22 protein-coding genes are annotated in these 23490 nt (G+C 65.6%); all 22 read right to left on the bottom strand.

The genetic code is table 11. From position 1 onward, the window contains the following. The coding region (locus ACUY1T_RS21340) for an electron transfer flavoprotein subunit beta/FixA family protein (protein ID WP_446025580.1) at nt 1–336 on the bottom strand (336 nt) is incomplete at its 3' end. Nucleotides 337–356: 20 nt separating this feature from the next. Next, entirely contained in the window at nt 357–1136 is a 780-nt protein-coding gene (locus ACUY1T_RS21335) for a ferredoxin--NADP reductase (RefSeq protein ID WP_446025579.1), read from the bottom strand. Nucleotides 1137–1198: 62 nt separating this feature from the next. Continuing rightward, a complete protein-coding gene (locus tag ACUY1T_RS21330) occupies nt 1199–2209 on the bottom strand; it encodes a YeiH family protein (RefSeq protein ID WP_446025578.1) in 1011 nt (336 codons plus the stop codon). Further along, the gene (locus tag ACUY1T_RS21325) at nt 2209–2541 is read right to left on the bottom strand and encodes a DUF971 domain-containing protein (RefSeq protein WP_446025577.1); all 333 of its coding nucleotides are present in this window, start codon (nt 2539–2541) and stop codon (nt 2209–2211) included. The genes ACUY1T_RS21330 and ACUY1T_RS21325 overlap by 1 nt, the downstream gene beginning before the upstream one ends. Before the next feature lie 12 nt (nt 2542–2553). Then, the gene (locus ACUY1T_RS21320) at nt 2554–2730 is read right to left on the bottom strand and encodes a hypothetical protein (RefSeq protein ID WP_411797080.1); all 177 of its coding nucleotides are present in this window, start codon (nt 2728–2730) and stop codon (nt 2554–2556) included. Between the two features lie 3 nt (nt 2731–2733). Beyond that, nucleotides 2734–3057, bottom strand: coding sequence for a ferredoxin FdxA (gene fdxA, locus ACUY1T_RS21315; RefSeq protein WP_446025576.1), 324 nt, complete (start codon nt 3055–3057; stop codon nt 2734–2736). A 98-nt stretch (nt 3058–3155) separates the two neighbouring features. Further along, nucleotides 3156–4115 carry a HEAT repeat domain-containing protein gene (locus tag ACUY1T_RS21310; protein ID WP_446025575.1) on the bottom strand — a complete coding sequence of 320 codons (960 nt, stop codon included), beginning with the start codon at nt 4113–4115 and terminating at the stop codon, nt 3156–3158. A gap of 10 nt (nt 4116–4125) precedes the next feature. Next, on the bottom strand, nt 4126–4359 hold the full coding sequence (locus ACUY1T_RS21305) for a 4Fe-4S dicluster domain-containing protein (protein WP_434228944.1): 234 nt from the start codon (nt 4357–4359) through the stop codon (nt 4126–4128). A 41-nt stretch (nt 4360–4400) separates the two neighbouring features. Further along, nucleotides 4401–6137, bottom strand: coding sequence for a fumarate reductase/succinate dehydrogenase flavoprotein subunit (locus ACUY1T_RS21300; RefSeq protein WP_446025574.1), 1737 nt, complete (start codon nt 6135–6137; stop codon nt 4401–4403). Further along, nucleotides 6134–6892 (bottom strand): GntR family transcriptional regulator, encoded by a 759-nt coding sequence (locus tag ACUY1T_RS21295; protein ID WP_446025573.1) that lies wholly within the window; start codon nt 6890–6892, stop codon nt 6134–6136. Before ACUY1T_RS21295 ends, ACUY1T_RS21300 begins: the two co-directional genes overlap by 4 nt. A 66-nt stretch (nt 6893–6958) precedes the next feature. Beyond that, nucleotides 6959–7828, bottom strand: coding sequence for an ABC transporter ATP-binding protein (locus tag ACUY1T_RS21290; protein WP_434228938.1), 870 nt, complete (start codon nt 7826–7828; stop codon nt 6959–6961). Further along, a complete protein-coding gene (locus ACUY1T_RS21285; RefSeq protein ID WP_446025572.1) occupies nt 7825–8748 on the bottom strand; it encodes an ABC transporter permease in 924 nt (307 codons plus the stop codon). Before ACUY1T_RS21285 ends, ACUY1T_RS21290 begins: the two co-directional genes overlap by 4 nt. 474 nt (nt 8749–9222) lie before the next feature. Next, nucleotides 9223–10494, bottom strand: a complete 1272-nt coding sequence (locus tag ACUY1T_RS21280) for an ABC transporter substrate-binding protein (protein ID WP_446025571.1) — start codon at nt 10492–10494, stop codon at nt 9223–9225. 384 nt (nt 10495–10878) lie between these two features. Next, nucleotides 10879–12939, bottom strand: coding sequence for a prolyl oligopeptidase family serine peptidase (locus ACUY1T_RS21275; protein WP_446025581.1), 2061 nt, complete (start codon nt 12937–12939; stop codon nt 10879–10881). Between the two features lie 78 nt (nt 12940–13017). Then, the gene (purU, locus tag ACUY1T_RS21270; protein ID WP_446025570.1) at nt 13018–13884 is read right to left on the bottom strand and encodes a formyltetrahydrofolate deformylase; all 867 of its coding nucleotides are present in this window, start codon (nt 13882–13884) and stop codon (nt 13018–13020) included. Between the two features lie 94 nt (nt 13885–13978). After that, nucleotides 13979–14614: a sarcosine oxidase subunit gamma gene (locus ACUY1T_RS21265; RefSeq protein WP_446025569.1), complete on the bottom strand. Its 636-nt coding sequence runs from the start codon at nt 14612–14614 to the stop codon at nt 13979–13981. After that, nucleotides 14607–17657, bottom strand: coding sequence for a sarcosine oxidase subunit alpha family protein (locus ACUY1T_RS21260; RefSeq protein WP_446025568.1), 3051 nt, complete (start codon nt 17655–17657; stop codon nt 14607–14609). The genes ACUY1T_RS21265 and ACUY1T_RS21260 overlap by 8 nt, the downstream gene beginning before the upstream one ends. After that, nucleotides 17654–17992 (bottom strand): sarcosine oxidase subunit delta, encoded by a 339-nt coding sequence (locus ACUY1T_RS21255; RefSeq protein WP_446025567.1) that lies wholly within the window; start codon nt 17990–17992, stop codon nt 17654–17656. Before ACUY1T_RS21255 ends, ACUY1T_RS21260 begins: the two co-directional genes overlap by 4 nt. Before the next feature lie 12 nt (nt 17993–18004). Continuing rightward, nucleotides 18005–19255: a sarcosine oxidase subunit beta family protein gene (locus tag ACUY1T_RS21250; RefSeq protein ID WP_446025566.1), complete on the bottom strand. Its 1251-nt coding sequence runs from the start codon at nt 19253–19255 to the stop codon at nt 18005–18007. 49 nt (nt 19256–19304) lie between these two features. Next, on the bottom strand, nt 19305–20603 hold the full coding sequence (glyA, locus tag ACUY1T_RS21245) for a serine hydroxymethyltransferase (RefSeq protein ID WP_446025565.1): 1299 nt from the start codon (nt 20601–20603) through the stop codon (nt 19305–19307). A 237-nt stretch (nt 20604–20840) separates the two neighbouring features. Next, entirely contained in the window at nt 20841–21878 is a 1038-nt protein-coding gene (locus ACUY1T_RS21240) for a GlxA family transcriptional regulator (protein ID WP_446025564.1), read from the bottom strand. Between the two features lie 151 nt (nt 21879–22029). Next, the gene (locus ACUY1T_RS21235) at nt 22030–23481 is read right to left on the bottom strand and encodes a sodium:solute symporter family protein (RefSeq protein ID WP_446025563.1); all 1452 of its coding nucleotides are present in this window, start codon (nt 23479–23481) and stop codon (nt 22030–22032) included. Between the last annotated feature and the right edge of the window lie 9 nt (nt 23482–23490).

Below are 23490 nucleotides of genomic sequence, written 5' to 3'. Positions count from 1 at the left end.
CAGCCCCGGCTGCTCCTCTTCCACCACCTTGGCCAGCAGCTTGGCCGCGGCCAGCGACTCGACGCGCTCCTCGGTCTCGACATGAATCGCCCGGTCGGCGCCCAGCGCCAGGGCGGTACGCAGCTGCTCCTGAGCGGCCTTGGGGCCGACGGTCACGGCGACCACCTCGCTGGCCACGCCGCGCTCCTTCAGCCGCACGGCCTCTTCCACGGCAATCTCGCAGAAGGGGTTCATGGCCATCTTGATGTTGGTGAGGTCGACGTCGGCGTGATCCGCCTTGACGCGGATCTTGACGTTGTAGTCGATGACGCGTTTGACCGCGACGAGGATCTTCATGGTTCTCTCCTGGCTGTCGGTCACTTTTCGACGAAGGCCCGCTCGATCACGTAATCCCCCGGCTCGCCCTGCTGCGGGCTGGCCTCGAAGCCCAGGTCGTCGAGCATGGCGGTGAGATCGGCGAGCATGCCGGGGCTGCCGCACAGCATCACCCGGTCGCTCTCGCGGTTGAGCTGGGGCAGGCCGATGTCGGCGCACAGCTTGCCGCTCTCAATCAGCGACGTGATGCGTCCCTGGTGGCGGAACGGCTCGCGGGTCACCGTGGGGTAGTAGATCAGCTTGTCGCGGATCGCCTCGCCGAGAAACTCGTGCTCGGGAAGCTCCCGTGTGATGTGGTCGTGATAGGCCAGCTCGCTGGCGTAACGCACGCAATGCACCAGCACGACCTTGTCGAAGCGCTCGTAGACCTCCGGGTCCTTGATGATGCTCATGAACGGCGCCAGGCCAGTGCCGGTGCTGAGCAGGTAGAGATGCTTGGCCGGGGTCAGGTCGTGGACCATCAGGGTGCCCACCGGCTTGCGACTGACCATGATCTGGTCGCCCACCTGGAGATGCTGCAGGCGCGAGGTGAGCGGGCCGTCGGGTACCTTGATGCTGAGGAACTCGAGGTAGTCGTCGTGGTTGGCGCTGACGATGCTGTAGGCACGCATCAGCGGCTTGCCCGCGACCTCGAGGCCGATCATCACAAAGTGGCCGTTCTCGAAGCGCAGCGCCTGGTCGCGGGTGGTGCGAAAGCTGAACAGGGTGTCGTTCCAGTGGTGAACGCTCAGTACGTCGGCGGTTCCGATAGCAGCAGCCATGGGTTTTCCTCCAGTCGTCAGGCATCGCGAGCGATGCGGGGATAAAACGCTTGTCGTTGAGTTCAGACCACCGGCAGCAGCGCCAGTAGACCCACTACCGTCAGTGCCAGCCCGGCGCTCAGGGCACACAGCAGCGACAGCGGGCGCCAACCCTGGCCCAGCAGGTCACGCACCGAGGTACGCATGCCCAGCGCCGCCATGGTCACCAGCAGGCACCACTGGGAGGCGCTTACCAGCAGTTCGCGTAGACCCGGGGGCAGCAACCCCAGGCTGTTGGCAGCGAACAGCGCCACGAAGCCGAGCAGGAACCAGGGAAACTCGCCGCTGCCGCTCTCGCCTCGCCGCAGCAGCACGCCGAGCAGCAACACCAGCGGCACGAGCAGGGCCACGCGCAGCAGCTTGGTCAGCGTGGCTACGTCGCCGGCGGCATCCGAGACGAGATAGCCCGCCCCTGCCGCCTGGGCCACGTCGTGGATGGTGGCGCCAAGGAACAGGCCGCTGGCGATGTCGCCGTAGCCGAGCAGTGCGGTGAGCGGCGGCAAGCCGAGCATGGCCACGGTGCCCAGCGCGGTGACGCACACCACCACGCCGAGCAGGCGCCGCTCCTCCAAGCGCCCGGCCGGCAGCACGGCGGCCACCGCCACTGCCGCCGACACACCGCAGATCGCCACCGCCGCGCCGGCCACCAGGCTGTGCAACGTCGGCAGCCCCAGCCAGCGGCCCAGCCACAACGCCGCGCCGATGGTCAGCGGCACGCTGATCAATACCACCGCCAGCGGCAGCCAGCCTACGGCCAGCAACTGGTCCAGGCCGATACGCGCGCCGAGCAGGGCCACCCCGACGCGCAGCACGCGGCGGGCGCAGAAGCCGACGCCCGCCTGCATGCGCACCTCACCGGCCTGGCTGGCAAAGCCGAAGCCCAGCAGCAGCGCGAGCAGCAGTGCCGGGGCACCGTAGTGCTCGGCCAGGAAGCTGCCGGCCAGCGCCAGCACCGTGCACAGCGCCACGCCGGGATAGAAGCGCTTGAGCCTTTCCCAGGAAGGCGCCAGGGCGAGAGGGAGCGGCGCGTTCATCACGGCGTCTCGCCCAGCTCGCGCAGGTAGGCCCAGGGGAAGACGCCGCGGCTGTGGCCGTCGGAGAAGAACAGCTGCAAGCCGCTGACGCCGAAGGGCTTGGCGTCGACCACGGTGATGTCGGCGTCGTACAGCGCCAGGCGGCCGCTGCGCTTGGCATGCAGGCAGCTGGAGCAGGCACAGGCGGCCCGCAGCGCCAGGCAGGAGAGCGTGTCCGTGCGGCCATCCGGCCAGCGGATCTCCACCTCCCGTGTGCTACGGTTCAAGTGCACGCCGTCGGGCGGGGCGATGGTATGGCGCAGATGTGCCGGTGTATTGGCGATGACGGTCATGGCAATCTCCGGTCAGATCGGTGGGTCTTGGGGCGGCTGGTCCCGTAGGCACAGCATCGGCACTTCCGGGAACGGGGCGGGCACGGCCACGTCGACCATCGGCCGGGCGCTGTCGCTGACGCTGGCGCCCAGCACGACGGCCAGCAGCGCGAAGCGTGCACGGCAACTCGTCATGACAAGTTGGCGCATGCCTCAGCGCTCCAGGTACTGCAGTTTCTCGCCTTGGTCGACCCAGAGATCGGCCTCCCCCAGCGGCAGGCGGGTCTCACTGATCACCGGCCACACCTGGGCGAGTTCGGCGTTGATCTCGAGGAAGTGCGCCTGATCTGGCGGCAGTTGGTCGTCGGCATAGATCGCATCCGCCGGACACTCCGGCACGCACAGGGAGCAGTCGATGCACTCCACCGGGTCGATGACGAGGAAGTTGGGCCCTTCGTGGAAGCAGTCCACCGGGCATACCTCGACGCAGTCGGTGTATTTGCAGCGGATGCAGTTTTCTGTGACGACGTAAGTCATGGTCTTATCTCCTCAAGCACGCAGCGGGGCCCGGCCAGGCAGCGTGCCACCTGGCCATCATGCGAAGCGTTTCATGCCAATTCCGGGCGAAAGCTGGTTCAGGCAGCGTTGTCGAGCTGCGACTGCGCCCAGCGCGCCAGCTTGCGCACGTCCGGATCCGGATCGTCGAGAGCCAGCTCGATGAACGGGCGGCACTCCGGCTCGGCGATGGCGCCGAGCGCGCCGATGGCCGCCTTGCGCAAATTGCTCATCGGGTCCCGGGCGCACTCACCCAGCGCCGGTACGGCTGCCGCTACGCGCAGCTTGCCCATGGCCTCGGCGGCTTTCTCACGCACCTGCCAGGTAGCGTCGCGGCTGGCAACGATCAGCGATTCGAGCCCGGCGCGATAATCGAGCTTGCCGATGCCGATGGCGGCCTCGCAGCGCACCTGCCAGTGCGGATCGCCAAGGATCGCCACCAGCGGCGGCCCCACCCGCTCACGCGCGGCATAGACCAGGGCGCCGGCAGCGGCACGACGCACCTCGGGGTCGGTGTCACCCTTGGCGCGATCGATCAGCGCCGGCAGGTTCTCCTCGGCCTTGAGCCAGCCGAGCACGCCCACCGCCTCGCGGCGAACGCGGGCATCCTCATCGCTCAGGCGCTGTAGCGCCGGGGTCTGCGCTGCGGGCACACGCAGCGGCTTGAGCGCGCGCAGGATGCCGGCCACCACGAAGGGATCGTCGCTGCGCTCCAGTGCGGCGAGCAGCGGCGGTGCGACGCTGGGATCCTTGAGGTCGGCCAGGGCGTGGGCGGCGGCGTTGCGCACCACCTCGTCGCCATCGCTCAATGCCGCCAGCAGCGAGTCGGCGATATCTTCGGCGTCGAACTCATCGACCACCTTGGCCGCCTCCTGGCGCACCGCGGGGTCCTCATCCTTGAGTGCCTGGATCAGCAGCTCGGCCGCTTCCGGCTCGCCCGAATCGACCAGCGCCAGCACCGCGACGCGGCGAATGCCGGGGTCCGGGTCGGCGAGCTTTTCGGCGATGTCCTGCAGCTCGGGGTCGTCGTAATGCTTCATGGGGCGCACCTCAGCGGAGTAGGTAGGGGATTTCGACCTTCACGGCATCCGTGGGGCAGTCGGCCTCGCAGGGCATGCAGTACCAGCACTCGTCGTAGCGCATGTGCGCCTTGCCGGTGTCGGGATTGATCCACAGCACGTCGAGCGGGCAGACGTCGATGCACACGGTGCAGCCCTTGTCGGCGATGCACTTGTCCTCGTCGACGATTACCGGGACGCTGGTGCGTTGCGTTGCAGTCGGCATGGTTTCCTCTCCTCGAGTTCGGTTGTTCGCGCCTTGGGGTCTCAGGCGTTGGCGGCCTTCTGCACACGCAGCTTCTGGTAGGCGTCCTTCTCCTCGCCGAGCTCGACGATGTAGGGCGCCACCGGGCGCTTGCCGTGGGCCATGTTGCCGTTCTCGTCCTTGTACAGACGGGTATGGCAGAACCAGTCGGCATCGTTCTGCTCCGGGCAGTCGACGCGATAGTGGTAGAGCCCCCAGCGCGACTCGGTGCGATAGAGCGAGGCGCGGGCGGCCATCTCGGCGCAGTCGATGATCGAGTGCACTTCCAGCGCACGCAGCAGCTCGTGGGGGTCGGTGGCCTGCAGGAGGTGCAGGTCTTCACGCACGGCGAGGATGCGCTCGAGGCCTATCTCCATCTTCTTGGTCACCTTGGGTGGCTGCAGATAGTCGTTGACCAGCCGACGCACCTTGTACTCCATCTGCGACGGCGGGATGCCATCGGCCACCTTGAGCGGCGCCTGGATGCGCTCGAGCTCGGCGGCGATGAAGGCCTCGTCGAGGCTCGGCATCTCGCTGCGCTCCTTGGCGAAGGCGGCTGCGCTCTCGCCGCAGATCTGGCCGTAGACGAAGGCACCGAGCATGTAGGAGTGGGCTACCGAGGCCATGTCGCCGGCGCCATACAGGCCCGGCACGGTGGTGGCGCCGGTCTCGTCGACCCACACCCCCGAGGCGGAATGGCCCGAGCAGAAGCCGACCTCGGAGATGTGCATCTCCACCATGTGCTGGCGATAGTCGGTCTCGCGGCCGTCGTGGAAACGACCGCGCGAGGGCCGCTCATTGGTGTGCAGGACGGTCTCGATCTCCTGGATGGTCTCTTCGGCCAGGTGGTCGAGCTTGAGGAACACCGGGCCGTTGCCGCCCTCCAGCTCCTTGAAGAACTCCAGCATCATCTGGCCCGACCAGTAGTCGCACTCGATGAAGCGCTCGCCCTGGGAGTTGGCGGTGAAGCCGCCGAGCGGACCGGTGACGTAGGCGCAGGCGGGGCCGTTGTAGTCCTTGAGCAGCGGGTTGATCTGGAAGCACTCGAGGTTCGCCAGGTCCGCCCCCACGTGGTAGGCCATGGCGTGGCCGTCGCCGTTGTTGGCCGGGTTCTCGTAGGTGCCGAACAGGTAGCCCGAGGTCGGCAGGCCGATGCGCCCGGCAGCGCCGGTGGCCATGATCACCGCCTTGGCGCGAATGATGATCGGCTCGGCGGTACGCGTGTTGACGCCGATCATGCCGGCGATACGCCCATCGGCGTCCTTGAGCAGGCGGGTAGCCTGGTAGCGGTTCTCGATCTGCACCCGGTTGCGGCGCAGGCGGCGATAGAGGATCTTCTTGACGTTGTGGCCCTCCGGCATCGGCAGCACGTAGGTGCCGAGGTGGTGGACCTTCTTCATGTCGTAGTCGCCGGTCTCGTCCTTCTGGAAGTGCACGCCCCAGGAGTCGAGCTTCTCGATCATCGGGAAGGAGCGCTGGGCATAGGCCATCAGTGCGGGCTGGTGGACGATGCCGTCGTTGGCGATGGTGATCTCCTTGACGTACTGCTCGGGGGTCGAGTGGCCGGGTACGATGGCGTTGTTGAGCCCATCCATGCCCATGGAAATGGCCCCGCTGCGCTTGACGTTGGCCTTTTCCAGCAGCATCACCCTGAGACTCGGGTCCTGCTCCTTGGCGGTCACGGCCGCCATGGGGCCGGCAGTTCCGCCGCCGATGACCAGCACGTCGGTGTCGATGACGGGAATGTCGCTTGCGTTCATGATTCCTCCGATTTCCGATCCACTCGGAATTGGTATTTGAAGGCGTCCCCGCGGAAGCAGAGGTATTCGAAGTCGACCGGCCGACCCGCCCGGTCGTAGGTCAGCCGCTCGACCCGCAGGACGGGCTCGCCCATCCCGAGGTTGAGGTGTTGCCGGGTCTCCTCGTCGCAGAGGGTGGAATCGATGGCGATGTTCGCCGCGCCCAGCGGGATGGCGAAGCGGTTCTCCAACATCGGGAAGATGTCGCCGGAGAGGTCCTGGCCGAACAGTCGCCGGCCAATATCGATGGGGAAATAGCTGCTCTCCAGCGAGACCGGCTCGCGGTTGAGGTAGCGCACCCGCTTCACCTCGACCACGGCATCGCCGGAGCGCAGCCCCAGGGCGGCGGCCACCGCCTTGCCCGGCTTGCACTCCTGGATCGACAGCAACCGCGCGGTGGCCTCGTAGCCCTGCGCCGCCATGGCCTCGCCGAAGCCCTGCAGGCGCTGCACGTTCTGCACCGCCTTGGGCTTGCTGACGAAGGTGCCCTTGCCCTGGGCGGAAAACACCAGCCCCTCGTTGTGCAGGTCGCGCAGGGCCTGGCGGATGGTGATGCGGCTCACGCCGAAACTCTTCATCAGCGCGTTTTCCGACGGCAGCCGCTCGTGGGGCGAGTAGCCGCCCTCGAGGATGTTGCGCCGCAGGGTGTCGCGGATCTGCACGTAGAGCGGCTGCGGCGAGTCGCCCGGCTGCAGCTTGAGTTCCTGGCTCTTCATGGTCGTTACCTCTTGTCATGACATGTCATGTCGACTCGAAGCCGCACGGTCATGCCGGGTATCGGTTCAGCCCGCCTGGTTCTGCTGCTCGAAGGCGTGCAGGGTCTGCTCGCGGATCAGGGCCAGACACTCGCGCTTGAGCGCCATGAACTCAGGCGTGGTGAGCAGCTCCTGGGTGCGCGGACGCGCCAGCCGCACGGGTATGTCGGCGATGATTCGTCCCGGACTCGCGCTCATGACCACGATGCGATCGGAGAGGAACACCGCCTCGTCGATGTCGTGGGTGACGAACAGCACCGTGTTCTTGAACTCGCTCCAGATCTCGAGCAGGTTCTCCTGCATCATGCTGCGGGTCTGGGCGTCCAGGGCGCCGAAGGGCTCGTCCATCAGCAGCACGCTGGGGTAGTTGGCCAGCGCCCGGGCGATGCCCACGCGCTGCTGCATGCCGCCGGAGAGCGTGGTGGGATAGGCGTTGGCGTAGCGCGACAACCCCACCAGCGAAAGGAAGGTGCTGGCCACGCTGTCGGCCTCCCGCGAGCCCACGCCCGCCATCAGCGGGCCGAAGGCGACGTTCTGCTTCACCGTCTTCCACGGGAACAGCGAATGCTGCTGGAACACCATGCCGCGGTCGGGGCCGGGCTTGTTCACCGCCAGGCCATCGAGCAGCACCTCGCCCCGGGTCGGCTCGACGAAGCCGGCCACGCTGTTCATCAGGGTCGACTTGCCGCAGCCGGAGGGGCCCAGCAGCGAGACGAACTCACCCGGCTGGATCTCGAGGCTGGCGTCTTCCACCGCACGGTGGGAGCCGCTGGCGGTGGCGAAGACGATGTCGAGGCCGCGCACGCTGATCCTGCCCTTGCCCCCCGCCGTACGTGGGCGATAGCTGTGCGGATGCTCGACGACGGCGGCACGGTTGGGTCGAGTAGCGGACATCATGACTTGCCCCCCTCGGCCTGCCAGCGCAGCAGGGGCGCGCAGGCCTTGCGGACCAGCAGGGTGCACAGCGAGCCCAGAGCGCCGATGACCAGCATGCCGATGATGATCTTGGGGTATTCGACCAGGGTGTAGGCCGACCAGGTGAAGTAGCCGATGCCGTACTGGCCGCTGATGATCTCGCCGGCCAGCAGCGAGAACCAGGCCACGCCCATGCCGATGGCGAGCCCCGCGACGATGCTTGGCAACGCACCGGGAAGCACCACGTGCCAGAGGATGGCGGCGTTGCTCGCGCCCAGGCTGCGCGCCGCGCGCACCAGCACCTTGGGGGTCTGCTCGACGCCGTGCACGGTGTTGATCACGATGGGGAACAGCGCACCGAGGAAAGTAATGAAGACGATGCTCGACTGCTCGCTGGGCATCATCAGGATCGCCAGCGGAATCCAGGCCACCGCCGGGATGGGCCGCAGGATCTCGATGTAGGGCAGGAGCACGTCCTCGGCGAAGCGCGAGCGCCCCATGAGAACGCCCAGCACCACACCGATCACCACGGCCAGCCCATAGGCGATGGCGATGCGCTGCATGCTGTGCAGGATGTGCAGGTAGAACTGCTGGCTCGAGGCCTGGGCCAGGAACTCCGCCCCCACCACCAGCGGCCCCGGTACGTTGTCGAAGCGCACGAAGAGATCGAAGCCGTAGGTCGAGGCGAGATGCCAACCCAGCGCCGCCACCAGCAGGGCACCGATGCGCACCAGGTAGCGATCCCAGTTCGCGGGCAGCAGGCGACGAGGTGCGCCGGGATCCACCTCGGCCGGAACCGCCGTGGCGGGACTGGCCTCGGCCAGTGATCGCTCGGCAGTTTCGACCGGGCCGGACAGGACGGCCTCGGAGAGCGGAGGGCGGGGCCTGGGATTCAAGCTCATGGTGTCACCTCTCGTCACGGGAGCGCAGTCAGCGCCAATGCCATGGGTAATGAAGTCCGGCGTTTGTTGTGTCGTTGTTGCCGGCAGTCTTGTTATGGAAAGCATTGCCTAAATCGAAGCTTGTACTATCAGGTCATATCCTTTACTCAGTAAGTTGCATCAGGCGTGCCAACTTTCCTTTTTTATTTCTCAAGGCTTTAATCCAAAAGGGTATTTTTCATTTCCCACCATATCGGCAACGGACGACTCTGGTAATAATCAGCGCGCCTGCATGGTGCATGGCATCATTAAAAGGCATCACACTGATGCACTTTCCAGTTCATGAAGCTGAAGTCTCTATGACAAGTAGAACAAGTCATTAGCGAACAAATCGGGCAAGAGCCGACAGAACAAGAAAAGAAACAAATAAAAAGGGGCACGGTAAAAATACCGCGCCCCTCGATATTGCAGGTCAGATGAATACGAAGTTTTGTCTTACTTCATAGCAAGCGCTTCTTCGTCGGAAGCGGACAAGGCGATCATCCTGCCACCATTGTCGGCAATGAACGCTTCGGAGTCGGCACGCTTCATGAAGGCCACCACTTCGCCATCGGGGCTTTCGGAAAGAAACGCCGCCTTGCCGAACATCTTGATGCCGCTCAACGGGTCATAGACGTAGGTGGCGTATATCTCCCGGCCTTCAGCACTGGCGTCTCGAAAGGCCGCTATCATCTCGGCCACACTGTCATACCCGACGATGCCATTGTCGGCAAACCACACCTGGGCCGGCTCGAGCTCGGGATTCGAGGCGATGGGGATGACCATCCGCTCCAGGTCGGCGGCATAATCCAGCCCGGAGGCGGCATAGGCACGGTTAAGGTAGCTGTCGTCGATCCAGGCCTCGAAATCGAGATCGGGTATGTTGCGCTCGTCCTGCAGCAGAGCATGGTCGTACTTCAAAGCTTCGACCCACTCGGGCTTGATGGTGGCGTCCAGGGTGCTGATGCCCCCTTCTCCCAAATAAAGATAGAGCACCTCCTTGGCCACTCCGGTCCACTCGCTCAGCTGGGTGGCAGCACGTATCGGGTCTTCCTCGATCCACTGCTGCGCCTCCAGCGTGGCCTGCAGCACAGCGTCGACTACCTCGGGATAGCGGTCGGCGAAGTCCTTGCGCACGACGATGCCATGGAACGTCGGCACGCCCGCCTCGCTGCCGTCGAAGATCTTGCGCCCGGTACCACGAAACTCCATTACCTCCGACCATGGGCCGAAGTCGGCATGGGCATCGATGCGGTTGCCGGCGATGTTGGCGACACCCACGGGCGGGCTCTGGTCGACGATGTCGATCTCACCGTCCAGTCCCGCATCGCGCAGTGCCTTCAGCGTCATGCCCCAGGAAGCGCTGCCCACCGGTGTGGAGATGCGTTTGCCGGCCAACTCCTCCAGGGAATAAACGTCGGAGGCCACCGGCACCACGATGCCGTTGCCGGTCCCTTGTCGGTTGTAGCCGGTCACGGCGATGAAGCGGGTCTCGTTGCGTCCGGTGGCCTGGAAGCTGGCGCCGTTGACGATCAGCGGATAGTCGCCCATCACGCCGAACTCCAGGTTGCCCGCCATCATCTGGTTGGTGATGGGCGGCCCAGAATCGTAGTCGCGAAAGACGATCTCGTATTCCGCATCGGCATAGTCGCCTTCCGTCGGCAGATACTTCTCGATGAGGCCAAGCTTCTCCAGCACGATACCGCCCGCCACGGTGTTGGTGACCATGCTCTGGTGGCCTATGCCGATGGAAATTCGCTCCGCTAGGGCGTGGCCACTCACAAGAAGCAGTGAGCCGAATAAACAAAGGGCGATAGATCGGTTCCGGTTCTTCATGTCCAGTCACCTTCGGTCAGAGTGGGTTGTACTTGTACTATCCGGTCATTACCTTCACCCATTGATTTGCAGAGCGCGTGCCATCCTGCACGGCTTTCCGTCCATCTGCATGATTCGAATAAGGGAAAAGTCACCCTGACCCTGATGGTCCGCCTGCACATCAAGCCCCTTGTTGCGCATGCATAGTGCGCAACAAGGGGCTTTCGGCGTCATCATGGCGCAGCCAATTGAGCGCCGAACAAGACAACTAGAACAAATGGATTCAAGCCTAAGAGTTCAGCCTTCATCCACCAATTGCTGCCCGAGAAAGCTGAACGCCAGCGCCTGCATATGGGCGCGCTGCCGGTTGTCCGCCGCGCCGCCGTGGCCGCCCTCGATATTCTCGTAGTAGAGCACCTCGTGCCCCTGCTCGTGCATGCGCGCCATCATCTTGCGTGCATGGCCCGGGTGGACGCGGTCGTCGCGGGTGCTGGTCATCAGCAGCGTGGGCGGATAATCGGTGGCGGCATCGAGGTTATGGTAGGGCGAAACGTCACGCAGGAATTCCCAATCGTCGCCGTCGGGGTCGCCGTACTCGGCCATCCACGAGGCCCCGGCCAGCAGCAGGTGGTAGCGGCGCATGTCGAGCAGCGGCACCTGGCACACCACCGCGCCCAGCAGCTGCGGGTAGCGCGTCAACATGTTACCCACCAGCAGGCCGCCGTTGGAGCCGCCCTGGATGCCCAGCCGCTTCGGCGAGGTGACGCCGCGCTCGATCAGATCTTCTGCTACGGCAGCGAAATCCTCGAACGCCTTGTGGCGCTTCTCGCGCAGCGCCGCCTGGTGCCAGCGCGGGCCGTACTCGCCGCCGCCGCGGATGTTGGCCACCACGTAGACGCCACCCTGGCTGAGCCAGGCGCGCCCCACGCCGGGGCTGTAGCCAGGCAGCAGTGGTACCTCGAAGCCGCCGTAGCCGTAGAGCAGGGTCGGATGATCGCCGCTCGGCTCGAGGCCGCGCCGCGCCACCTGGAAGTAGGGCACCGGCGTGCCGTCCTCGCTGGTGGCGAAGTGCTGGGTCACCTCGAGGCCTTCGGCGTCGAACAGCGCCGGGGCCTGCTTGAGCGTTTCCAGCGCCCCGCCGACCCGACCGTGCAGCAGCGTGGTCGGCGTCAGGTAGTCGCTGACGATCAAGAAAACGTCGTCGCTCTCCTCGTCGTCCACCGCGCTCACGCTGACGCTGCCGATCGTCGGCACGCCCGCCAGCGGCTCGGGCTGCCACTGGCTCTCGCTCGGCGTGATTACGTAGAGCCGGTGCTTGACGTCGTCGAGCACGTTGAGGATCAGGTGGTGTCGGGTCCAGGTGACGTCGGAGAGCGAGGTGCGCTCGGTGGGCGTGAACAGTACACGCAGGTCGCGCTCACCGGCCATGAAGGCGTCGAAGTCGGCGATCAGCAGTGCGCCGGCAGGGTGGGTGGTGCCGTCCACCTCCCAGGGTTCGCGCAGCTCGACCATCAGCCACTCGCGGTGCACCTGCTTGTGCGCCGAGTTGGGCACCTCGATGCGGCGCAGGCTGCCGTCGGCCTCGCGCAGGTAGAGCTCATTGTCGTAGAAGGCACGGGCGCGGCTGACGAAGTCGCGTTCGAAGCCCGGCGTGGAATCGTGGCCGGCACCCACGGCCATGTCGTCGGGATCGCCCTCGAATACCGTCTCGGCCTCGGCCATCGGCATACCGCGCCGCCACTGCTTGACGATGCGCGGATAGCCGGAGCGGGTCATCGAGCCTTCGCCGAAATCGGTCTGGACGTAGACCGTGTCGCGGTCGATCCAGCCCAGGCTGCCCTTGGCCTCGGGGCGAAAGAAACCGTTTTCGACCCAGCGCTTCTCGACCAGGTCGAACTCGCGGGTGACGTCGGCATCGGCACCGCCGCGGGAGAGCGACACCAGGCAGTGACGCCAGGGCTTGCCGGGCGATGTGGGGCGCAGGCAGTGGGCGCCGTGCCACACCCAGTTCTCGCCCTCCTCGGCGTTGAGCGCGTCGAGGTCGATCAGCACCTCCCACTCGGGCCGCGCCTTGCGGTATTCCTTGAGGGTAGTGCGCCGCCACAGCCCGCGGGGGTGGTCGCGGTCCTGCCAGAAGTTGTAGAAGTGCTCGCCGCGCTTGACCACGAAGGGGATGCGGTCGTCGGCCTCGAGGATCGCCTGGAGATCGTCGCGCAGCTCAGCGAAGCCGGGGGAGTCGGCCAGCCGCACCTGGCTCTCGGCGTTGCGCTCCGTCACCCAGGCCAGGGCGCGCTCGCCCTCGACATCTTCCAGCCAGAGATGGGGGTCGTGTTCGTCGTGAGGGGCAGCCATGCGGATCTCCTGGTGGGCGTGGTTTGCCCACCAAGCTAGCCTGCCCCGGCCGCGGGCTCAATGGTATCGAGCGCGGAGGGGAAATCAGCGCTCGAAGATGACCGTGCGGCTGTCATTCAGGAAGACGCGCCGCTCCACGTGCAGGGCCACCGCACGCGCGAGGGTGAGGCACTCGATGTCGCGACCCTTGGCAACGAGATCCTCCGGGTAGTCGGCGTGGCCGACCGGCTCCACGCCCTGCGTGATGATCGGCCCCTCGTCCAGGTCGTCGTTGATGTAGTGGGCGGTGGCGCCGACCAGCTTCACCCCCTTCTCGTAGGCCTGGTGGTAAGGGCGCGCGCCCTTGAAGCCGGGTAGCAGCGAATGGTGGATGTTGATCGCGCGACCAGCGAGCCTGGTGCACATCTCGCTCGAGAGCACCTGCATGTAGCGGGCCAGGATCACCAGCTCCGCCCCGCTCGCATCAATTACCTCCCGCACCTGGGCCTCCTGCTCGGCCTTGGTCTGCGGCGTGATCGGGAAGTGGTGATAGGGAATGCCGTGCCACTCCGCCAGCGACGCCAGGTCGGGGTGATTGGAGACGATGGCGCGAATCTCGATCGGTAGCTGGCCGGTGCGATAGCGGTAGAGCAGGTCGTTGAGGCAGTGGTCGGCCTTGGAGACCATGATCACCACCGGCATCAGCCGCCCTGGCGGCGTCAGCTCGAAGCTCATCTCGAACTCGGCGGCGCGCTCGGCGAAGGCCGTCTGGAAGGCGCCGGCATCGAAGCCGGCCTCCTCGGGACGGAATTCGGTGCGAATGAAGAAACGGCCACTCAGGCGGTCATCGAAGGATTGCTGCTCGGTGATGTAGCAGCCCCGCTCCTTGAGAAAGCGAGTCACCACATCCACGGTGCCCAGGCGGCTGGGGCACTGCGCGGCCATGATCCAGATGTCATCGTGTCGGTTCATACTGCTCCTCCGGCGGCGAGTCGCAATAAAGGCCCGTATGGAAAAAAGGCCGGGGAAACCCCGGCCAAACGCGCCTGGCAAACGAGACGCCGAGTCACTTCTCCACGCCGATGGCGTACTCTGCACCGGCGTCCAGCAGCCAGCGATAGAGATAATCGGCGAAGCTGCGGCGTATCACCAGTTCCCAGCGCTCCTCGGAGGGGCGGCGGACGATGGCGGTGGCCTTGGCGAAGACCGTGGTCACGCCCTTGCCCACCGGGAAGTGGCTGGGGTGGACGTCGTAGATCGCCGACTTCATCAGCAGCTCACGGGCCGCCTCGCCGGAAAGCTCCAGCAGGGTCTGGCCGCCGCTGACGTCGCTGATGGCATAGTGGGCATCCCCCAGGCGCTCGCGCAGCCGGGTCTCCAGCTCGAACTCCTCGCCGCCGGGGACGATCACCAGCCATTCGTCCGGAGAGAGCCACTGGATCGAGCGCTCGCCGCTGTCGTCCAGGACCAGCCCCTGGGGCTGGCCGGGCAGGCCCAGGCCCAGCACCTCGCGCACCGCCTCGTCGAGGACGATGGCGCCGCCGCGCAGGACCAGGTGGCCCAGCAAGGCGCGCTCGCGCAGGATGACGCGGCTCTGGGAGCCGACCGCCGGGGCACCGCTACGGCGGTAGCTGTAGGCCAGCGGCGACTCCACCGGGATGGTGCTATCGGTACGGGTATCGAAGGTAGCCGCGTTAGACATTCTGGCGCTCTCCCTTGGGATCGTAGAAGATCGGGCTGACGATTTCGGCCTCATGGGTCTGGCCGTCCGCCATGGGCAGGTAGACGGTCTCGCCCAGCTTGCTGTGGCCACCCTTGACCACCGCCAGGGCGAAGCCGGAGTCCAGGGTCGGGCTGTAGTAGCTGGAGGTCACGTGCCCGGCCATCGGCATGGGGATGGCGTGCTTGGGATCGAAGACGATCTGCGCACCCTCCTCCAGCACCACCTTGGGGTCCTTGGGCTTGAGGCCCACCAGCTGCTTGCGGTTCTCGCGCTTGGTGTCGGACCGGGTCAGGGCCCGCTTGCCGATCCACGAGAAGGGCTTGTCGTAGCCCACGCACCACTGCATCCCCAGGTCTTCCGGGGTCACCGAGCCATCGGTGTCCTGGCCGACGATGATGAAGCCCTTCTCGGCGCGCAGGACGTGCATGGTCTCGGTGCCGTAGGGAGTCAGGCCGTACTTCTCGCCGTGCTTGAACAGGGTCTGCCACACGTGCATGGCGTAGTTGGCCTGGACGTTGATCTCGAAGGTCAGCTCGCCGGTGAAGGAGATGCGGTAGACCCGCGCCGGTACGCCCGCCACCTTGCCGGCGCGCCACTCCATGAACTTGAAACCGTCCTTGTCGAGATCGATATCGGTGATCTCGGCCAGCAGCTTGCGCGCCTCGGGGCCGGTGATGGTCATGGTGGCCCAGTGGTCGGTCACCGAGCTGAAGTAGACGTCCAGCTCCGGCCACTCGGTCTGGTGCCACAGTTCCAGCCACTCGAGGATCGCCGCGGCGCCACCGGTGGTGGTGGTCATCAGGAAGTGGTTGTCGGCCAGGCAGCTGGTCACGCCGTCGTCGGTGACCATGCCGTCGTCCTTGCACATCAGGCCGTAGCGACACTTGCCGACCGCCAGCTTCTCCCACTTGTTGGTGTAGACCCGGGCCAGGAACTCGCGGGCGTCGGGGCCCTGGATGTCGATCTTGCCCAGGGTCGAGGCGTCGAGGATACCGACCTTCTCGCGCACCGCGCTGCACTCCCGGGCCACCGCCTCGTGCATGGTCTCGACCTTGCCGTTGACGCGCTGCGGGTAGTACCAGGGACGCTTCCACTGGCCCACGTCCTCGAACTCGGCGCCGTTTTCCACATGCCACTGGTGCAGGGCGGTGTAGCGCTCGGGGTCGAAGAGGTCGCGGCAGTGACGGCCGACGATGGCGCCGAAGGTCACCGGGGTGTAGTTGGGGCGGAATACCGTGGTGCCCACCTCGGGGATGGAGCGACCCAGGCAGCGAGCCGCAATGGCCATGCCGTTGATATTGCCCAGCTTGCCCTGGTCGGTGCCGAAGCCCATGGCGGTGTAGCGCTTGACGTGCTCGATGGACTCGAAGCCCTCGCGGGTGGCCAGCTCGATGCCCGCCGCGGTGACGTCGTTCTGCAGGTCGACGAACTGCTTGGGCGCGCGCAGGGTCGGCTTCTCGTGGGGCACCTGGAAGAGCGGAGCCGACGGGCCCTGCTCGAGGGCCTTGGCCTGGGGCAGGCTCACCGCCGGGGCGGCATGGCCGGTGGCGGCGGCTGCCTTGATGCCGGCCTCCACACCCTCGGCGAGCACCTCGCCCAGGGCATAGGTGCCGTTGGCACCGCCGCAGGCCTGCACGCTCTTCACCAGGTTCGGCACGAAGCCGAGGATATCGTCGCGCCAGGTGGGCCGGGCGCCGGTGTGGGAAGCCAGGTGAATCACCGGGCTGTAGCCGCCGGAGCTGGCGATGGTGTCGCAGGCCAGCGTCTCGGCCTGGCCGGTAACCTTGAAGGCGTCGATATCGATCTTGGCGACCCGCGCCGCGCTGACGCGGCTCCCGCCCTTGGCCTCGATCACGGCGCTGCCGGTGATGATCTTGATGCCCTGGGCACGGGCGGCCTCCACCCAGTCGCCGGCCGGGGCCTGGCGGGCGTCGACGATGGCCACCACCTCGCGACCCGCCTCCTTCCAGTCGAGGGCGGCACGGTAGCCGTAGTCGTTGCTGGTGGAGAGTACCAGCTTGTTGCCCGGTGCCACGCCGTAGCGTCGGATATAGGTGGAGACGGCGCCAGCCAGCAGATTGCCGGGCACGTCGTTGCCGGCGTAGACCAGCGGGCGCTCGTGGGCGCCGGTGGCCAGGATCACCTGGCCGGCACGCACGCGGTGCATCCGCGACCGGACTGGACGATGGCCATTCATCAGCGGGGCGGTCTCGCCGAGATGCTCGGTGCGCCGCTCGTGCAGGGTGACGAAGTTATGGTCGTGGTAACCGTTGGCAGTGGTACGCGGCAGCAGGGTAACGTTCTCGCAGCCGGCCAGCTCCTCGAGCACCTGGGCCACCCACTGCTCCGCCGGCTTGCCGTCCAGGGTCTCGCGGCTATCCAGCAGCGAACCACCCATTTCCTCCTGCTCGTCGGCGACGATCACCCGGGCCCCGCTGCGTGCGGCGGCAAGGGCCGCGGCCAGGCCGGCGGCACCGGCACCGACCACCAGCACGTCGCAGTGCTGGTGCAGGTGGTCGTAGGTGTCCGGGTCGGCTTCCATGGGGCTGCGCCCCAGGCCGGCGCTCTTGCGGATGTACTTCTCGTAGGTCATCCACATCGAGGCCGGGGCCATGAAGGTCTTGTAGTAGAAGCCCGGGGGCATGAACTTGCCGCCCAGCTTGCCGACCAGGCCCATCAGGTCGCGCTGCACATTGGGCCAGCCATTGGTGCTGCGGGCGGTCAGGCCGGCGAACAGCGCCTGCTGGGTGGCGCGCACGTTGGGCACCTGGCCCGCCTCGGTGCTGCCCAGCTGGACAACGGCATTGGGCTCCTCGGCGCCGGCGGCGACGATGCCCCGGGGCCGCGAGTACTTGAAGCTGCGGTTGACGATGTCCACGCCGTTGGCCAGCAGCGCCGAGGCCAGGGTGTCACCCGGGTGGCCCTGGTAGCTCTGGCCATTGAAGGTAAAGCTCAGGGTGCGGGAGCGATCGATCCGACCGCCCTTGGCCAGGCGGTGCACTTGTTTCTTTGACTGGCTCATGCGCGCACTCCTTCTTGGCTGGCCGCGGCGGCCTCGCGGGGCTGGCCCCGGTCGTCGGCGGTGATCGACGGCTGCTCGCCCATCTTGTAGGTCTCGAGGATCTCGTAGGTCACGGTGTGGCGGGTGACGTTGAAGAACTTGCGACAACCCACCGCATGCACCCATAGCTCATGGTGCACGCCACGGGGGTTGTCACGGAAGAAGAGGTAGTCGCCCCACTCCTCGTCGCTGCACGCCTCGGGGTCCTTGGGTCGCACGATGTGCGCCTGGCCCTTGGGGTGGAACTCCTCTTCCTCACGGTGTTCGCCGCAGTAGGGGCAGTAGATATAGAACATGGCGAATTCTCCTCAGTGGGCCACGCCGGCGGCGCCGTGCTCGTCGATCAGGGCCCCGCTATGGAAGCGGAACATGGAGAAGGGCTCGGCGATGGGATGCATCTCGCCCTTGGCCAGGCTGGCGGCGAACACATGGCCCGAGCCCGGGGTGGCCTTGAAGCCACCGGTGCCCCAGCCACAGTTGAAGAACAGGCCCTTCACCGGGGTCTTGGAGAGGATCGGACAGGCATCCGGGCAGGTGTCGACGATGCCGCCCCACTGGCGGTTCATGCGCACCCGGGAGAAGATCGGGAACATCTCGACGATGGCCTGCAGGGTGTGCTCCACGGTGGGATAGCTGCCGCGCTGGCCATAGCCGTTGTAGCCGTCGATACCGGCGCCGATGACCAGGTCGCCCTTGTCCGATTGGCTGATGTAGCCATGCACGTGGTTGGACATCACCACGGTGTCGAGGATTGGCTTGAGGGGCTCGGAGACCAGGGCCTGCAGCGGGTGCGACTCCAGCGGCAGCTTGAAGCCGGCCATCTTGGCCAGCACCCCGGAGTTACCGGCAGCCACACAGCCGACGGTCTTGGCCTCGATGTCGCCGCGGTTGGTGTGCACGCCGAAGACGCGTCCGTCGCGGATCTTGAAGCCGGTCACCTCGGTCTGCTGGAGGATATCCACCCCGTGTGCATCGGCACCGCGGGCATAGCCCCAGGCCACGGCGTCGTGGCGGGCCACACCGGCGCGCGGCTGCCAGGAGGCGCCCAGCACCGGGTAACGGGCGTTCTTCGAGCAGTCCATGATCGGCACCAGCTCCTGCACGCCCTTGGCGTCCAGCACCTCGCCGTCGATACCGTTCAGGCGGTTGGCATTGACCCGGCGCTGGATGTCGCGCATGTCCTGCAGGGTGTGGCCCAGGTTGAGCACCCCCCGCTGGGAGAACATCACGTTGTAGTTCAGGTCCTGGGAGAGCCCCTCCCACAGCTTCATGGAGTGCTCGTAGAGGGCCGCCGCCTCGTCCCACAGGTAGTTGGAACGCACGATGGTGGTGTTGCGCGCGGTATTACCGCCGCCCAGCCAGCCCTTCTCGATCACCGCCACGTTCTTGACGCCGAACTCCTTGGCCAGATAGTAGGCGGTGGCCAGACCGTGGCCGCCGCCGCCGACGATGATCACGTCGTACTGCTTCTTGGGGGTGGGGTTGCGCCACTGGCGCTCCCAGTTCTCGTGGTGGCTGAGGGCGTGCTTGGCCAGCCCGAAACCTGAATAGCGTTGCATGTTCTCTCTCCTCGATCGACCCCGCCGTGCAGGGCCGGACCAAACGGGTTCAGGCGGTAGCGGCTTCGTGCGTCGCTGCCGGCGCGGCACCGTAGACCGGGTGCCGCAGGCAGAGCTCGGCGACCTTCTCGCGCACCTCGGCTTCCACGGCAGCGGTGTCGCCGCCGTCGGCCAGGGCGTCCAGGATGTCGCAGATCCAGCCGGCCAGCGCCTCGCAGTCGGCCACGTCAAAGCCACGCGAGGTCACCGCCGGGGTGCCGATACGCAGGCCGGAGGTGACGAAGGGGCTCTGCGGATCGTTGGGCACGGCGTTCTTGTTGACGGTGATGTGCGCACGACCCAGCGCCGCATCGGCATCCTTGCCGGTCACGCCCTGACGAATCAGCGAGACCAGGAACAGATGGTCGTCGGTACCGCCGGAGACCACGTCGAAGCCACGCGCCACGAAGACGCCGGCCATCGCCTGGGCGTTGTCGATCACCCGCTGCTGATACTGGACGAAAGCCTGGCTCATGGCCTCCTTGAAAGCCACCGCCTTGGCCGCGATCACGTGCATCAGCGGGCCGCCCTGCTGGCCGGGGAAGACCGCGCCGTTGAGCTTCTTGTAAAGCTCCTGGTCGCCATGGGCGGAAAGAATCAGGCCACCGCGCGGGCCGCGCAGGGTCTTGTGGGTGGTAGTGGTAACCACATGGGCGTGGGGAATCGGGCTCGGATACAGTCCGGCAGCGACCAGGCCTGCTACGTGGGCCATGTCGACCATCAGCCAGGCGCCCACCTCGTCGGCAATATTGCGGAAGCGCCGCCAGTCCACCACGCGGGAGTAGGCAGAAAAGCCGGCGATGATCAGCTTCGGCTGGTGCTCGCGGGCCAGGCGCTCGACTTCCTCGTAGTCGATCTCGCCGGTCTCGGGATTCAGGCCGTACTGCACGGCGTTGTAATGCTTGCCGGAGAAGTTGGGTGCGGCGCCGTGGGTCAGGTGTCCGCCGTGAGCCAGGCTCATGCCGAGCACGGTGTCGCCCGGCTTGACCAGCGCCATGAAGGCGGCGGCATTGGCCTGGGCACCGGAGTGGGGCTGGACGTTGGCGTAGTCGGCACCGAACAGGTCACAGGCGCGCTCGATGGCGAGCTTCTCGACCACATCGACGTGCTCGCAGCCGCCATAGTAGCGCTTGCCCGGGTAGCCTTCGGCGTACTTGTTGGTCAGCTGGGTGCCCTGGGCCTCCATGACCGCGCGGCTGGCATAGTTTTCCGAGGCGATCAGCTCGACGTGCGCCTCCTGGCGTGCCACCTCCTCGGCAATGGCGGCGGCGATCTGGGAATCGAAGGATGCGAGACCGGCTTGGTTCATGACTGGCTCCTGTTGTTCTGGCTGTTGAATCTATTGGCTACCCGCAGGGGGCGCAGAGGGTTTCGGCTCATGCTCCGATTAAAGGCCCACAAGAGAGAGAAAGATTGAATAAATGCGACAGCTTTGCTGAACGACAGACACCGCCGGGGTTGGCCTACCACTTTAGGCGAACGCCACCCTGCGGGTGACGCTCATACGCCCAGAGCACGCGTGAGGCGGGAGATAGCGACATGACGGTCAGACCGCAGGACGGGACTCGATATGTAGGAAGAAAGGGTCGACCCGGTCGCTGCCTGGCTCCTCTGCACGCTTGCGCATCTCCGACGGCGGCATGCCGAAGGCGCTGCGAAAATGACGCGAGAAATGGGCCGTATCGGCGAAACCGCAGCGCTCGCCGATCTCGGTGACGCTCTTGCCAGTGTAGTGCAGCAGCCACAGCCCATAGCGCAGCCGCAGATCGCGCGCGAACTTCTGCGGCCCGACGCCCAGGGTTTCGCGGAATCGCCGCTCCAGGTTGCGCCGTGAGGTTCCGACCCGCTCCGCCAGCGTCTCCATGGAGATCGGCTCGCCGAGATGCTGCTCGAGCACGGCGATGGAGCGGCGCACCAGGCGATCCTCGATCTTGCCGAACACCACCGGCTGTGGCTGCGGATGCGCACCGATGCGGGCTTCCTCGAGCAGCATGATACGCAGGCTCTTCATCGCCCAGGCCTTGCCCAGGTGCCGCTCGATTAGATAGGCGGCCAGGTCCGCACCCGCCGAACCGCCTGCACAGGTCAGGCGGTCGCCATCATCGATGAACAGCCGGTCGGCCACCGGCTCGATGGTAGGAAAACGCTGGATCATGTCACGGTGGTGGTACCAGCTGACGCAGCAGCGCCGCCCGTTCATCAGGCCGGCCTGTATCAGGGCGAAGGCACCGGTGCACAGCCCCACCAGCGGCACCTGGGCATTTGCCGCCCGGCGCAGGTAGGCCAGCGCCGTGGTATCGGCCCGGTCGGCATCGTCCAGCACGCCGCCGATCACCACGATGTAGTCGAACTCCTGCGGGTCCTGGAAGGGTTGGCACGGCGTGATGGAGGCCCCACAGCTGGAGGCCGCCGGCTCCCCCGTACTGGTCATGAAGGTCCAGTGGCAGCGCAGCTGACGGCTTCGATCCCCCTCGTCGGCCGCCAGGCGCAGGCAGTCGACGAAGGCGGCGAAAGGCAGCAGGGTAAAGCGATGCAGCAGGACGAAGCCAACGGATAGAGGCTCGCCCCTAATAGGAAGATTCATGGCGGCTCCTGCGTCGCGAAGTGTTCGACAAGTCGAACGAGGCCTGTTATCTCGACTCTATCTGATTCTGCAAGACTGGCAACTGTTGTAGGGAGAGCCCTGGTTCCGCCTCGTCGTCTCCAGAGGAATTCTGGAGACGACGAGGTGTGCTTCAGGATGAGGTCTGGCTGAATGTCGGTTGCCTAGTCATTAGCGACACGCCAACGTAGCAAGCTGATGAGATGACGCATCCGGTCAGCGGCCCTATCAGCCAACCCACCTCAGCGAATAGCATCATGTAGCCACTGGTAAAGAACCCCACCAGCATCGCCGTGAGGGCGCCCCAGCTACTACCCTGCCAGAAGGTGGAGATGAATACCGGACCAATCATGCTGGCCAACAAAGTACCGGAGCCCAGGATACCCAGCCAGGAGAGCATGAAGGGCGGTGCATATAGCATCATCATCAGGGCGACAATTCCCAACAGAACCACTGCCATACGATTGATCATCAACGCCAGGCGTTCGCTGGAGACCGGGCCGAACAGGGACAAGCGCAGGTCATGGGACGTTGCAGAGGCCACCGTATGCAGCAACGAGTTAGCCGTGGATTTCATGGCAAAGATGATGAAGAGCGTGATGATGCCCTGAATAGCCGGATGCATGAACTGCTCAAGGTAGACCGGCATGGCCATGTCAGGATCGGCCAGATCCGGCACGTGCATGCGAACGTAGAGCCCGACGATGGGAATCAGGCTTAGCAGCGCTCCGAGAACGGCCACGTAGACTCCCACCTTGTGTAGCTTGACGTCCGGCTTCATCGCCAGGAATCGGATCGCCATGTAGGGCAGCACAGCGGCGAACAGGAATGCGTAAGGCAGCACCAAAAAGACAGTACCGATAGAGTCGCCGTAATGTGCCCCCGTTGTGGGATTGAGCAGCTCGGGGTCGATGGCATTGAGTGATGCCTCCCAGGTGCCGAGATCTACGGAAGTAAGAATTTGCACCATGATGATGACCGCAGCCAGGGCCATACCGCAGACCATGACGGTATCGGTCCAGGCGACTGCCGCTAAGCCACCGAGCATGGTATAGATAATGATTACCGAGACCATCAGGAAGGCACTTTGATTGAGTTCGATGCCCAACCAACTGGCACCGAGCAGACCCACGGCTTTGATCTGGCTAGTCAAGAAAACCAGCAGCAAAAGGATGGTAATGAAGGCAGCTACACCTTGCAGCACTCGTCCCATGTTTCCACCACCATGGATCTGGGCGATATACTCGGGGATGGTATTGCTGCCCATTTCTATGGCACGGTGCTGCAGGAAGCGCGCGAAGTAGAGCACGGCTATCATCATCGCTGGTGCAAAGAAGAAATTACCCAGCACCTCGATGGCACCGAACTGATAGGTTACCCCAGGGGAGCCCATGAAGCCCCAGCCGCTGAAGCCGGTAGCGACGATGGTGCCAGCCGCCACGAAGGCGCCCAGTGACCGCCCAGCCACCAAGAAGCCCCCTTCATCGCTCTTGTTCATGTAGCGTGACGAAAGATAGCCGAGATAGATCAGCAAGCCGAAGGTGAGGACAAGAAGCCCCCAATTGAACAGTTTGTAGGCATCCATGATCATCTC

The sequence above is a fragment of the Billgrantia sp. Q4P2 genome, assembly GCF_052806135.1.
The sequence above is the reverse complement of the archived record's forward strand: the minus strand, read 5'-3'. Positions and strand labels throughout refer to the sequence as shown.

Excerpts from the sequence above, each read along its gene's own strand:
- ACUY1T_RS21320 (WP_411797080.1), bottom strand. The coding sequence starts at position 2,730 with ATGCGCCAACTTGTCATGACGAGTTGCCGTGCACGCTTCGCGCTGCTG.
- ACUY1T_RS21280 (WP_446025571.1), bottom strand. The coding sequence starts at position 10,494 with ATGGTCACCAACACCGTGGCGGGCGGTATCGTGCTGGAGAAGCTTGGC.
- ACUY1T_RS21240 (WP_446025564.1), bottom strand. The coding sequence starts at position 21,878 with ATGAATCTTCCTATTAGGGGCGAGCCTCTATCCGTTGGCTTCGTCCTG.
- ACUY1T_RS21260 (WP_446025568.1), bottom strand. The coding sequence starts at position 17,657 with ATGAGCCAGTCAAAGAAACAAGTGCACCGCCTGGCCAAGGGCGGTCGG.
- glyA (WP_446025565.1), bottom strand. The coding sequence starts at position 20,603 with ATGAACCAAGCCGGTCTCGCATCCTTCGATTCCCAGATCGCCGCCGCC.
- ACUY1T_RS21255 (WP_446025567.1), bottom strand. The coding sequence starts at position 17,992 with ATGTTCTATATCTACTGCCCCTACTGCGGCGAACACCGTGAGGAAGAG.
- ACUY1T_RS21330 (WP_446025578.1), bottom strand. The coding sequence starts at position 2,209 with ATGAACGCGCCGCTCCCTCTCGCCCTGGCGCCTTCCTGGGAAAGGCTC.
- fdxA (WP_446025576.1), bottom strand. The coding sequence starts at position 3,057 with ATGACTTACGTCGTCACAGAAAACTGCATCCGCTGCAAATACACCGAC.
- ACUY1T_RS21290 (WP_434228938.1), bottom strand. The coding sequence starts at position 7,828 with ATGATGTCCGCTACTCGACCCAACCGTGCCGCCGTCGTCGAGCATCCG.
- ACUY1T_RS21310 (WP_446025575.1), bottom strand. The coding sequence starts at position 4,115 with ATGAAGCATTACGACGACCCCGAGCTGCAGGACATCGCCGAAAAGCTC.
- ACUY1T_RS21325 (WP_446025577.1), bottom strand. The coding sequence starts at position 2,541 with ATGACCGTCATCGCCAATACACCGGCACATCTGCGCCATACCATCGCC.
- ACUY1T_RS21250 (WP_446025566.1), bottom strand. The coding sequence starts at position 19,255 with ATGCAACGCTATTCAGGTTTCGGGCTGGCCAAGCACGCCCTCAGCCAC.
- purU (WP_446025570.1), bottom strand. The coding sequence starts at position 13,884 with ATGAACCGACACGATGACATCTGGATCATGGCCGCGCAGTGCCCCAGC.
- ACUY1T_RS21235 (WP_446025563.1), bottom strand. The coding sequence starts at position 23,481 with ATGGATGCCTACAAACTGTTCAATTGGGGGCTTCTTGTCCTCACCTTC.
- ACUY1T_RS21305 (WP_434228944.1), bottom strand. The coding sequence starts at position 4,359 with ATGCCGACTGCAACGCAACGCACCAGCGTCCCGGTAATCGTCGACGAG.
- ACUY1T_RS21285 (WP_446025572.1), bottom strand. The coding sequence starts at position 8,748 with ATGAGCTTGAATCCCAGGCCCCGCCCTCCGCTCTCCGAGGCCGTCCTG.
- ACUY1T_RS21295 (WP_446025573.1), bottom strand. The coding sequence starts at position 6,892 with ATGAAGAGCCAGGAACTCAAGCTGCAGCCGGGCGACTCGCCGCAGCCG.
- ACUY1T_RS21300 (WP_446025574.1), bottom strand. The coding sequence starts at position 6,137 with ATGAACGCAAGCGACATTCCCGTCATCGACACCGACGTGCTGGTCATC.
- ACUY1T_RS21335 (WP_446025579.1), bottom strand. The coding sequence starts at position 1,136 with ATGGCTGCTGCTATCGGAACCGCCGACGTACTGAGCGTTCACCACTGG.
- ACUY1T_RS21265 (WP_446025569.1), bottom strand. The coding sequence starts at position 14,614 with ATGTCTAACGCGGCTACCTTCGATACCCGTACCGATAGCACCATCCCG.